This is a genomic window from Plantibacter cousiniae (nom. nud.), from assembly GCF_977070315.1.
In genome coordinates this window covers 153,089-164,378 of record NZ_CDRVEU010000014.1, presented here as the reverse complement: position 1 = coordinate 164,378, position 11,290 = coordinate 153,089, and the positions used below count along the sequence as shown (strand labels likewise).

General features: G+C 59.0%; 11 protein-coding genes. 5 read left to right on the top strand and 6 right to left on the bottom strand.

Features of this window, described 5'->3' with window-relative positions; translation table 11 throughout:
- Position 1: 1 nt before the first annotated feature.
- The 5 genes from ACW55A_RS23960 to ACW55A_RS23940 form a co-directional block, all read right to left on the bottom strand.
- On the bottom strand, positions 2 to 880 hold the full coding sequence (locus ACW55A_RS23960; protein ID WP_003435052.1) for an ABC transporter permease: 879 nt from the start codon (positions 878 to 880) through the stop codon (positions 2 to 4).
- Positions 877 to 1,833 (bottom strand): ABC transporter permease, encoded by a 957-nt coding sequence (locus ACW55A_RS23955; RefSeq protein WP_003367584.1) that lies wholly within the window; start codon positions 1,831 to 1,833, stop codon positions 877 to 879. The genes ACW55A_RS23960 and ACW55A_RS23955 overlap by 4 nt, the downstream gene beginning before the upstream one ends.
- Before the next feature lie 31 nt (positions 1,834 to 1,864).
- The gene (locus ACW55A_RS23950; RefSeq protein WP_003435048.1) at positions 1,865 to 3,502 is read right to left on the bottom strand and encodes an ABC transporter substrate-binding protein; all 1,638 of its coding nucleotides are present in this window, start codon (positions 3,500 to 3,502) and stop codon (positions 1,865 to 1,867) included.
- A 93-nt stretch (positions 3,503 to 3,595) separates the two neighbouring features.
- Positions 3,596 to 4,891 (bottom strand): NAD(P)/FAD-dependent oxidoreductase, encoded by a 1,296-nt coding sequence (locus ACW55A_RS23945; RefSeq protein ID WP_499140651.1) that lies wholly within the window; start codon positions 4,889 to 4,891, stop codon positions 3,596 to 3,598.
- 45 nt (positions 4,892 to 4,936) lie between these two features.
- Positions 4,937 to 5,605 carry a haloacid dehalogenase type II gene (locus tag ACW55A_RS23940; protein ID WP_003367579.1) on the bottom strand — a complete coding sequence of 223 codons (669 nt, stop codon included), beginning with the start codon at positions 5,603 to 5,605 and terminating at the stop codon, positions 4,937 to 4,939.
- Between the two features lie 534 nt (positions 5,606 to 6,139).
- On the opposite strand from ACW55A_RS23940, the gene ACW55A_RS23935 reads away from it, so the two are divergent.
- From ACW55A_RS23935 to ACW55A_RS23915, 5 genes are all read left to right on the top strand, one after another.
- Positions 6,140 to 6,997: a GNAT family N-acetyltransferase gene (locus ACW55A_RS23935; RefSeq protein ID WP_455808372.1), complete on the top strand. Its 858-nt coding sequence runs from the start codon at positions 6,140 to 6,142 to the stop codon at positions 6,995 to 6,997.
- 160 nt (positions 6,998 to 7,157) lie between these two features.
- Positions 7,158 to 7,871: a cupin domain-containing protein gene (locus ACW55A_RS23930; protein ID WP_498811672.1), complete on the top strand. Its 714-nt coding sequence runs from the start codon at positions 7,158 to 7,160 to the stop codon at positions 7,869 to 7,871.
- 449 nt (positions 7,872 to 8,320) lie between these two features.
- Positions 8,321 to 8,770: a hypothetical protein gene (locus ACW55A_RS23925; RefSeq protein WP_498811671.1), complete on the top strand. Its 450-nt coding sequence runs from the start codon at positions 8,321 to 8,323 to the stop codon at positions 8,768 to 8,770.
- 15 nt (positions 8,771 to 8,785) lie between these two features.
- Positions 8,786 to 9,607, top strand: a complete 822-nt coding sequence (locus tag ACW55A_RS23920) for a hypothetical protein (RefSeq protein WP_498811670.1) — start codon at positions 8,786 to 8,788, stop codon at positions 9,605 to 9,607.
- Positions 9,608 to 10,318 (top strand): hypothetical protein, encoded by a 711-nt coding sequence (locus tag ACW55A_RS23915; RefSeq protein WP_498811669.1) that lies wholly within the window; start codon positions 9,608 to 9,610, stop codon positions 10,316 to 10,318.
- A 15-nt stretch (positions 10,319 to 10,333) separates the two neighbouring features.
- On the opposite strand, the gene ACW55A_RS23910 is transcribed toward ACW55A_RS23915, so the two are convergent.
- Positions 10,334 to 10,837 (bottom strand): GNAT family N-acetyltransferase, encoded by a 504-nt coding sequence (locus tag ACW55A_RS23910; protein ID WP_058416105.1) that lies wholly within the window; start codon positions 10,835 to 10,837, stop codon positions 10,334 to 10,336.
- Between the last annotated feature and the right edge of the window lie 453 nt (positions 10,838 to 11,290).

Here is an 11,290-nt window from a genome sequence, read left to right as displayed (position 1 = left end):
CTCAATGCCCTCCCGAACGACGGCCGCGCCGCGAGGCCAGCCGGTCGATGAACAGGTTGACGCCGATGGTCAGGGTGCCGATGGCCAGTGCCGGGATCACGATGGCCGGAGCGCCCTGGCTGAGGCCGCCGATGTTCTCGCGTACCAGCGAGCCAAGGTCGGCGTCAGGCGGTTGTACACCGAGCCCCAGAAAGCTCATGCCGCTGAGCAGCAAGACGATGAAGCCGAAGCGCAGGCCCAGGTCGGTCATGACCGGGTTGAGCATGTTCGGCAGGATTTCCCGGCAGGCAATGTAGATACGGCCCTCGCCGCGTGTGCGCGCCACCTGCACGTACTCCAGCGCCTCGATGTTCACCGCCAGGCTGCGGGCGATCCGAAACGCGCCTGGCGTGTAGCTCAGTACCGCCGTGCAGATGAGCAACACTTCGGACGAGCCGAACGCCGAGACCATGATCAGTGCCAGCATTTTGCTGGGGATCGAGATGAACGCGTCCATCAGGCGGCTGATGATTTCGTCCAGCCATTTTGGCGCGACCACCGACAGCAGCGCACACAGGGTGCCGATGCCGCTGGCCAGCACGGCAGAAATCAATGCCAGACCGACGGTGAAGCGCGCACCGACCAGCACGCGGCTGAGCATGTCGCGGCCCAGGTAATCAGTGCCGAACGGATAGGCTGCGCTCATGTTTTCGAACATGTTGTCGGAGACCACTTCGCCCACCGGATGCGGCGCGAGCCAGGGGCCGAACAGGGCGACCATCAACCAGATGAAGCACACCGTAGCGCCCAGCAGGCCAAGCCATGAGGTCGGACGGGACGCCTTTTTGCGAAGCACCGGTTGCGGCGCCGCAGGCGTCGATTTCGCAATGAATTGAGTCATTGGGTTCTCAGCCTCGGATTGGAAAGAATTGCACACAGGTCGGCCATCAGCACCAACCCAAGGTAAGCGGAGCAGAACAGCATCGTGCAGCCCTGCACCAGAGCCATGTCACGGTTGGTCACGGCATCGACCATCAGGCTGGCGATGCCGGGATAGTTGAAGATGGTCTCGACGATAACCACCCCGCCGAGCAGGTACGACAGGCTCAGTGCCACGGCGTTGACGATCGGCCCGATGGCGTTCGGCAAGGCATGGCGCAAGACGATGCGCACCGGGCTAACGCCCTTGAGGCGCGCCATTTCCACATACGGGCTGTCCAGCTGATCGATGACCGCAGCGCGGGTCATGCGCGCCATCTGCGCCACGATCACGCAGCACAGGGTCATCACCGGCAATGCATACGTGCGCATGAACTGCCACGGCGAGCTGACATCGGCGCCGTAGGACAGCGCGGACAGCCAGCCCAGGTTGACGGCGAAAATCAGCACCGCCAGCGTCGCCACCAGAAACTCGGGCACCGCGACCAGTGACAGGGTGATGAAATTCAGCGCGCCATCGAGGCGACCGCCACGGCCCATTGCGGCGCCGATGCCCAGTGCCAGCGCAACCGGCACCGATACCAGCGCGGTGGTGGCCGAGAGCATCAGGGTTTTCGGGAAGCGTCCGGCAATCAGCTCTGAAACCGGCATCGCGTTGGAGACCGATTCGCCGAGGTTGCCGCCGAGCAGGTTGGTCAACCAATGCAGATAACGCACCACACCTGGCTGATCGAGGCCCAGTTGGGTACGCAATGCCGCGACCTGTTCAGGCGTCGCGAATTGCCCAAGGGCCTGTTGCGCTGCGTCTCCGGGCAACACCGCCGTGATGGCGAAGACCACGATGGAAACGATCAACAACGTCACGATCGCCGCGCCGAAGCGCTGCACGATCAACCAGAGTGTGTTGCTATTCATCTGCATCCTCCTGCTCGGTTCAGCGTTGCATTTATGCGTCCAGCCACACCTGCTCGCTGAACATGTAGCCCATGAAGCCGCCCAGCGGGTTGCTGGAGTAGCCCTGGATACGCTTGTCCACACCGTCGATGTTGCTGATGAACACGGGGATGCCGATGCCGCAGTTCTGGCTCACCAGAGCCTGCATGTCGCCATACATTTTGGCGCGCTTGGCGTCGTCGGTTTCGCCACGGGCCAGCAACAGCAACTGGTCGAACTGGTCGTTTTTCCAGCCGGATTCGTTCCACGGCGCGGTGGACTGGAAGAACTGCGAGAAAATCACGTCTGCGTTGGGGCGCGGGTTGATGTTGCCGAAGCTCAGCGGGTGTTTCATCCAGTGGTTGGACCAGTAGCCGTCGCTTGGCAAACGGTTGACGTTGAGGGTCAGCCCGGCCTGTTTGGCGGACTGTTGCAGCAGCACGGCGATGTCCACCGAACCCGTGGCGGCAGGCGATGCCGCGACGGCCATGGTGATCTTTTCCATGCCGGCTTTCTTGAGCAGGAATTTGGCTTTTTCCGGGTCGTAGGCGCGCTGTGGCAGGTCGGCGTTGAAGTAGCGCGAGCCCGGCGAGATCGGATGGTCATTACCCACGCGCGCGTAGCCACGGAACACCGCCGATTTGACCTGTTCACGGTCCAGCAGGTACTTCATGGCCTCGGTGAATTCCGGGCTCTTGCCGGGCATCTGATCCTGACGAATGATCAGGTCGGTGTAGTTGCCGGACGGTGCATCCACAACGCGGTGCTTGGCGCTGGCCGCGATGCGTGTGGTCGAGCGCGGGTTGACCTCGTTGATCATGTGCACATCGCCGGACAGCAGCGCGTTGACCCGCGATGGCTCGTCGCTGATGGCGATGAATTCGATCTCGTCCAGATACGGCAGGCCCGGCTTCCAGTAGTTGGGGTTGCGTGCACTGACCGAGCGCACGCCAGGGTTGAATTCCTTGACGGTGAATGGCCCGGTGCCGATGCCTTTGCTGAAGTCGGTGGTGCCTTCGGGCACGATCAGCAGGTGTGAAACGGCGAGGATCGACGGCAGCTCGGCGTTGGGCGAACTGAGGGTGATCTGCACTTCCAGCGGGCCGGTGGCCTTGATCTCGGAAAACTGTGCCATCAGTGGCAGGACTTTCGAGCCAGTGGCCGGGTCCTTGTGGCGCGACAGGGAGAACACCACGTCGCCAGCGGTCAGCGCCTTGCCGTTGTGGAAGGTCACGCCCTGGCGCAGGGTCACGGTCCAGACGGTCGCGTTGTCGCTTTCGATCTTCTCGGCCAGCTCCATGTGCGGGACCAGATGGCTGTCGAAACGGGTCAGGCCGTTGTAGAACATGAAATGACGCACGTAGTCGGTAGACAGCGCGCCTTTGGCCGGATCCAGCGTGTCGGCGGTAGAACTGGACATGCCGGCAACGCGAATGCGGCCGCCCGGCTTGCCTTTGACAGGGGCATCCGCGTCATCGGCAAAGACCTTGCCGGCCGCGCCGAACAGGCTGGTGGAGCCCGCCGCAACCACACCTGCAACACCCAGCATGCGCAACGCATCGCGCCGCGACAGGCCACGATTGAGACCTTCGAAAACCCGCAGGCTGTCTTGGCCTGTGATCAACGCGGAGTCGGTTTTGTTATCAGCCATATCAGTTCTACCTGTCGAAAAGGGGAAATTCCGAATTGCTCACGGTTGGCCGGAGCGTCCTTCAAACACACACGACGACGGTTAAACAAACACTCAGTGGCGGCTGTCCTGGTAGCGGTAATACGCGCCTACCAGCGGCAGAAACCATGGCTTGCCGAAGTGGCCGGGAATGGCTGGCCAGCTCAGGTCCTTCCACGGATTGGCCTGTGCCTTGCCTTCCATGACTTCGGCCATCATCCGCCCCATGTGCACTGACATCTGTACACCGTGGCCGCTGTAACCCATCGAGTAGAAGACCCCGTTGTGTTCGCCTGCACGCGGCAGACGGTCCGAGGTCATGTCCACCAGTCCGCCCCAGCAGTAGTCGACCTTGACGTGTGCCAGTTGCGGAAACATCTGCACCATGGCCGCCTGCAGCACCTTGCCGCTCTTGGCGTCGGAGCTGCTGTTGGACATGGCGAAGCGCGCCCGCCCGCCGAACAGCAGGCGGTTGTCCGGCGTGAGGCGGAAATAGTTGCCGATCAAACGGCTGGTCACGTAAGCGCGCTGGTGGGGGAACAGTTGGTCGATCAGCGCTTGCGGCAACACTTCAGTGACGATGACGAAACTGCCGACCGGCACGATGCGCCGGCGATACCAGCCCAGTCCGCCATGCTGGCAGGCACCGGTCGCCAGCAGCAGCTGGCCGACCTGGATCGAGCCCTTCGAGGTGTTGACCACAAAGCCGCCACGGTTGGCCTTCCAGTCCTTTACCGTTGCGTTCTGATAGACCCTTGCGCCATGACGCACCGCCGCGTCGGCGAGACCCAGACCGAAACGTCCGACATGCATCTGTATGCCGTTGCGCTGCAGCAGGCCGCCGTGAAACTCGTTCGAATCGATTTCGGCGCGCACGTCCTGGGCGGACAGCAGTTCGACGTCAGCATCGACTTCACGGCGGATCAGCTCGCAGGTGCGCGCCAGTCCTTCGTAATGCCCTGGCTTGGCCGCCAGCTTGAGCTTGCCGTTACGCTTGATGTCGCAGGCGATGTTTTCCTGCTCGATCACGGTCACGACGCTCTGCACCGCGCTTTCGTAAGCCTTGTAATACTCGCGTGCCTGATCGGCACCCAGGGTTGCGCTCAGCGACGCATAGTCCTGGGCCACGCCGGTATTGCACTGTCCGCCGTTGCGGCCCGACGCTTCGCCGATCACCCGGCCTGCTTCCAGAACCACCACGCTGGCACCTTTCAAGGCCAATGCACGCGCCGCCGCAAGGCCGGTGAAACCGCCACCGACCACTACCACGTCAGCCTGCCCCTCCACTGCGCCGTCCTGCGCGCCGGTAAAGCCTGGAGCCGTATCGAGCCAGTAAGACTCACTGCGCATCTCGTTCCCCTTGTCACTCATCGAAGAGCACCTTGAAAAATGCCGGTGTCAGGCGCCGGGCCTGGCTTACAAGCCGACCAGCCCGGCCAGTCCGCCGATATCGGGAATCTGGTGGTATTCGAAGCTGCTGTTGGCTGGCTGCTCATGACCACGCGCCACGAATGCCTTGTTCCTGATCTTCATGTCATGCGCCGAGAACAGGTCGTAACGGAAGCTCGAGGACACATGCAAGATGTCTTCCGGGCCGCAACCCAGGTTGTCGAGCATGAACTCGAAAGCAGCCAGACGCGGTTTGTAGGCCTTGGCCTGTTCAGCGGTGAACACCTTGTGGAACGGCGCGCCGAGCTTTTCGACGTTGGACATGATCTGGCTGTCGCTGGCGTTGGAGAAAATCACCAGCGGGATCTTGTCGGCGATTTTCGACAGGCCGGCGGGCACATCGGCGTGCGGGCCCCAGGTCGGCACGGCGTCGTAATACAGTTGGCCTTCTTCGCGGTATTCAACGTTCCAGCGCTTGCAGGTGCGAGCCAGTGCGACCTTGAGGATTTCGTCGTACGGCATCCAGTCACCCATGACCTGATCCAGACGATACGCCGAAAAATCCTTGACGAACTGATCCATCTGTTCAGCCGCAACGCGGTCGGCAAACAGCTCGCGCGTCATGGTGCCCATGTGGAAATTGGTCAAGGTGCCGTAGCAGTCGAACGTAATGAATTTTGGTCGAAGAAAGCTCATTGTGTGCGGTCCTGAAAGTTCGTTGAGGTCATGGCATGACGAGCAATCCGGCCTGATGTTCAGGGGCGGTGATGCACGCTGCAGCACAACCTCATTACAACACCGTGAAATCAGCAGATGGCGTTAAAAGTGATGGCTGCTTGATAGAAACCACCGTTTTGAGGTGCGCGCTCAGCAGACTTTGCGGGGCGCTCCAGCCTTGGGCAGAGCCCGGTTTTCGGCGCTTTTATGACCCTTTTCAGGGCGCTCGGGCTCAAACCCGCGGGTTTGCGCCGCAGAAACTGCGCCGCGCCAGCGCTTGGCGGGCGACAAACTCCGAGCCCTATATAAAAGGCTTGAACACGGGGTGAAAACCCTAAGCATTTGCTGCCGGAGGCCGCGCCGATTTAAGCAGTAACTGTGGTCTGGCGAACGGCACTTCGTGGAATCTGCCGAATGCGTGCAGCCCTCTTGTCACCGTCCGCAGCAGGTGGGATACAACATGCCTGACGCATCCTTTTATTGCCTGTGCATCCTTCTGGACGGAGACACGTCATGCTCGCTCAGCAACGCCTCGATTTTGAATTTCGCCCCATGACCGCAGCCGACGTCGGCAACGCGCACGAGTTATCCATCGCCTTGAAGTGGCCGCATCGGTTTGAGGACTGGGCCATGCTGCAACGTGTCGCCCAAGGCTTTGTCGCGGTACACAACGGGCGGTTGATCGGCAGTGCCTTTGCCTGCCATCAGGGCGAGTTTTCTACCATTGGTCTGGTGATCGTCAGCGACGACTATCAGGGCAAGGGCATTGGTCGCAAGTTGATGGAGCTGGCCGTCGGCTGCGTCGCGCCCCGCACGGCGGTCCTCAACGCCACACTGGCGGGTGCGCCGCTCTACGCGAAGATGGGGTTTGTCAGTTTTGGCGAGATCCAGCAGCGTCAGGGGCAGGCCCAACCGACCGGCACCACCGAATTGAAGGCGCAGGAACGTTGCCGGGGGCTGAGCGAGGCTGACCACCCTCGCGTGCTGGAACTGGCCAACGCCGGTTCGGGCATGGACCGCTCGGTGACGCTGGGCGATGTGCTGAACAACCTTGAGCACGCCGTCGGCATCGAGCACGACGGCCAGTTACAGGCCTTTGCTCTGCTGCGCCCGTTCGGCCGCGGCCTGTGCCTCGGCCCTGTCGTCGCCCAGAGCGTCGACCAGGCCAAACACATGATCGGAGAACTGCTGGCCCGCGTGCCTTATGCCTTCGTACGTATCGACATCCCGACCGACAGCGGCCTGGCCGACTGGCTGGAGGACGCCGGCCTCAAGCGCGTCGATAGCGTGACCTGCATGAGTATGGGCGCAGTCCCGCAAGCCAGTCAGGGTGTGCGCCAGTTTGCGCTGATTACCCAGGCGATCGGCTGATCGCCCGGAAGAACATCATCGTGCCAATGCTCTGCGTTGGCATGCAGTTCTGGACGCTCTGCGTCCGGTCTTGAGCATGTGACGCAGAGCGTCACGAAAGGCATTACCACGCAGAGCGTGGGAACGATCAGCCACTCTTCAACTTCAGGAGCCCGACTCAATGCCCCACCCCACAGTCCTGCTATTGGCCCGCGCTGACCTCAGCCCGGTAGACACCGAATTCACCACCGGCCCCATTGATGCGCATGACCCGTTCGACAGTGGCCGCCGCACGGCATTTGTCGATGAACAGGGTATTGCGGCTGGCATCGTTGAATTGGGTTCGGCGCTCTCGATAGAGGCCTACCCCTACACCGAAATGCTGGTGATGCATCGCGGCAGCGTCACGCTGACCTCTGGCACCGGCAGCATCACCATCAGCACCGGCGAAAGTGCCGTGATCGGTCGTGGCACGCAAGTACGTATCGAAGCGCAACCGGACAGCCTCTGGGCGTTCTGCGCGTCCACCCAGGCCAGCGGGCCAGACAAACCCGGCATCACCGCGCTCGACCGCCTCGCCATGCTCACGCCGTCGTCACCGCCAGACCCGGCGATCATGATCAGCGCACTGCCGCAATGCCGCAGCAACAACCTCTTCGAAGACAGCGCCAGCACCCTGCGCATCGGCGTCTGGGACTCCACACCCTACGAGCGCATCTCGCGGCCGCACAAGATCCATGAACTGATGAACCTGATCGAAGGCAGCATAGTGTTGAGCCTGGAAAACGGCCCGAGCCTGAGTGTGAATACCGGCGATACCGTATTCGTCGCCCAGGGCGCGCCCTGCAAATGGACCAGCACGGGGTATGTGCGCAAGTTTTATGCGGTGACGTGAAGAAAGTTATTGCGCCCTTCAGCCTTGTAGGGCGCAATATACTTACATGTTTAGCTCTCGCAAGCGCAGTTAATCCAATGCAGCGCTAAAAGACAAGAATTAAAAATTTCTTTCGCCAATGCACGAAGAATCAGAAGTTTCCTACTTGCCTTTCGTGTCGCTTGTGTTAAAAAACAATAACTAATTTCAGCAAGTTAAAATTTGCTCCTGACGGGCCCATCAAGGCAGTCATGCGCTTTATGCATGGCTTAACCTTTATCTATCATGTTGACTGGAGCTACTTTATCTGACCGACGCATTCACTGTGCGCACGACTTACTAACCCTCCGCGACACGCTATAAGCTGAACGATCCGTATGGGCACGAACGACCGCTACCCCGTTTCGTCTCGCGTTTACCTTATTCAAAATCAATATGAAATTACTCATTTAACTCAAGGAATATTCCCGATGAAAACTAACAAGACCTTATTGGCTTCCCTTGCTTTTGCAACACTGTGCACCAGCGTTACGGCGCAAGCGGGACCAGCAGTTACTGTTACATTTAAAAACCTGGGCTCCGAGGTGGCGGAGTATAAACCCGTTACGCGTAATGAGATATCTGCCCGGCTGAATGCTAAATCACCGATTAACTCTGCAGTCCCCCCGGGAGGTTCAGATACTTACTCGATGCAAAGCACGCTCTCGCCGGATACCAGCTACGCCAGTGTTCGCTACGTCATGGGGTCCAAGGTTTGCGTATTCTCGACCACCTTTATAAAGATTCCCGGTGCAGGCGGGGTCAAGGTGCCGAAATGGAACCGGACTGCAAATTCTGAAGGCGGCGCTGTCTGCGCGGCGACGTCTCGCGCCACCAATCTGTCCACCTACGCGTGGGCTGCTGAATTCACCATGAAATAAGCCCCCGGAGCGTGCGTGTCGCATTTTGATACGCACGCTTTTCAGCGGAAAACTAAAGCGGTGTCTGGCTGGGCCGATACAAAGAGTGAATATAAAGCCATGGATTGGCCCCTGCCGCGAGGACGCAGCATGATTGATACAACATCCCTCACACACCTCACCCATAAAACTGCACTAACGACTGTCGAGAAAAGCACCTCCGCCACGCCTTTAAACTCCAGCCTGAAAGAACTTGATTCTGCATCTGCTATTGACGGTGCCACCTTCTCGACATTGTCCCGTCAATTAAGTAGTAGTGCCGCACGAGCTCAGGCTCGCGACAGCAGTCTTGACTTCAAAAGCCTGAGGTCTCTGGCAAACAGTATTAGTGACAAAATTGCAGGCAACAGCTATCACGCCAATAGGAAACTGCACGACGCAGAGATTCCGGATACGGACGACCCTGCATTGCTCGAAAGAGCCGTGCAAGCGACTTCGTTCAAAAACGGGTCAGGAGCAAATCCGTTCGCGGGGTTATCTCAAGATCAACTGAGGCTGATCATGTACGACGAAGATAGCGACTTCACAATTAACGAAAGAAGTGCTGCGTATTCCGAAAACTACGCTCAAGAGCAAGTATGGAAAAGGGCCATCTGCCAAAGATATACCGACGAATACAACGAAACCGGCAAAAGCACGCAAACACTGGTGATGCTTCTCGCCCATTATGATCAGTTGCCACCCATAGAAAAAGCCCAATACCCCGCCCATTACGCGGCGCTCATCACATCGGACGACAGCTCGGCCATGGACATTTTCAACGCGCTGAAAAGCCAGTCAGATATTCAGGAGGCTTGATTGCAAGACATGAAGAATCGCCGTAACGCTTCCGAGAACTTGAGTGTCGACGAGGAAGACACAATTGCGCGTGCTCAGCGCCGCAAGTCAAGGAGTGCTCCGACGTTCCAGCACTATCTATTGATGGTGCTTTTACTGATGGGGCTGTGCGCTTACGGCCTGTTTCATTACCGGCATTTGCCGAAAACAATCGATGCCGCGCCTGCGCTATCTTCTGCTTTCGTCGATGCCGACGCTTCAGCCGTTGCTCCGCTACCACTACACGAGACGCCGGGCCGCCCCCAAACGCTGTCTGAGTGCATGGGACCGGATAATCTCATCGACGAAACAGTCGCTACCTGTCGATTTGGCAAAGGCCAAGAGACAGTTCGAAATTCAACCGCACAGGGGATGGTGTCTGCGAGCTATATGAGCCACTACAAGGCACAACAGCAAAGGCCGCAGCCAAGGCTCGCAGCGGCGCAATTCGTTGAGTCGGCCGTTGTGTGGCAGTGGGACAGGAAGCGCACCTATCACGCTGAATGGATCGTTACAGATGCTCAAATCGACGGCACCAGCGTGTGCCATAACTGGCGTAGAGGCTCAATCGAATACCGGGAGTGTCGCAAGGGTGCCAAGGTGTATTTCAAGGAGCAGTGCAAGCGTCTCGCTGAATCCGCCACTCGCCAACGCTATTGCAGTGCGGCGAGCGGGTTTAATCCGTTGGGTTGAGCTGCGGCCACAGCTTTACTCAGGGTTCAGACCCAGCACGTAGAACTTGCTGTCCACCGCAATTAGCGGAAAGCTCGCAGGCAGATCCTCTTTTGCGATCTCCTGGAAACCGTGCTTCTCATAAAATCTATGTGCGGCGAGAAATTTGTCGGTTGTACCCAGAAACACTTCGGTCACGCCTTTGCGAGTCGACTCTTCGATCAAACGGTCCAGCAGCTTGGCTGCAATCGAGAACTCTTTGCCGCGAAACGGCGCGGCGACGAACATCTTGCGCAGCGCTGCCTGCCCTGAGCCGATGTCCTTGAGCGCGATGCTGCCGACGACGTGATCACCTTGCACCGCGACCCAGAAATCGCCGGTGCCGGTCTGGTAAAACTCTGGAATCGCCTTCAGATCAGGCTGATCCTCGGCGGTGATGGGGATACCGAATTCTTCACGCTGGATGGGCAGGATCAATGCCGACACACCTTGCTCATCGTTCGGCACAAAACGACGTACCTGAATTCCGGTCGCTGTCACAAGCCACCTCCTTGTCATCGTCACAAATGGAAATCAGTATTCCAGACAAGCAAACGCCCCGACAAGTCGAGGCGTCTTCATGAGCATTTCCGGGGGCGCATTTGGGAACGTACTCGAAGATGTTTAATTACAACATGGCTTCGGCGACCTCGCGGTTACGACGGTTGCCGTTGAATCAGGCGATCAGTCTTGCCCCTCCACCACTCGGGGTGGACAACTCCCGACCGCTGCGATTGAGCTGATCACTGGCCTAATGCGCTGTGGCCGAAGCAATAGCCATATGGGCAGAATTTTCGACGCATGAACGGCACAGGCTGGGCCATCCATCACGCGGTCAAACGTCGCGGACGTGCGGGCTCACAATGTTAATCGAGTCACATGGAGAGAGAGAATTGATACTCCGGTGTGCAGCGAAATTGACGGTTTGGGTACACAGGCTAAACAACGCAGACC

Excerpts from the sequence above, each read along its gene's own strand:
- ACW55A_RS23960 (WP_003435052.1), bottom strand. The coding sequence starts at position 880 with ATGACTCAATTCATTGCGAAATCGACGCCTGCGGCGCCGCAACCGGTG.
- ACW55A_RS23955 (WP_003367584.1), bottom strand. The coding sequence starts at position 1,833 with ATGAATAGCAACACACTCTGGTTGATCGTGCAGCGCTTCGGCGCGGCG.
- ACW55A_RS23950 (WP_003435048.1), bottom strand. The coding sequence starts at position 3,502 with ATGGCTGATAACAAAACCGACTCCGCGTTGATCACAGGCCAAGACAGC.
- ACW55A_RS23945 (WP_499140651.1), bottom strand. The coding sequence starts at position 4,891 with ATGAGTGACAAGGGGAACGAGATGCGCAGTGAGTCTTACTGGCTCGAT.
- ACW55A_RS23940 (WP_003367579.1), bottom strand. The coding sequence starts at position 5,605 with ATGAGCTTTCTTCGACCAAAATTCATTACGTTCGACTGCTACGGCACC.
- ACW55A_RS23935 (WP_455808372.1), top strand. The coding sequence starts at position 6,140 with ATGCTCGCTCAGCAACGCCTCGATTTTGAATTTCGCCCCATGACCGCA.
- ACW55A_RS23930 (WP_498811672.1), top strand. The coding sequence starts at position 7,158 with ATGCCCCACCCCACAGTCCTGCTATTGGCCCGCGCTGACCTCAGCCCG.
- ACW55A_RS23925 (WP_498811671.1), top strand. The coding sequence starts at position 8,321 with ATGAAAACTAACAAGACCTTATTGGCTTCCCTTGCTTTTGCAACACTG.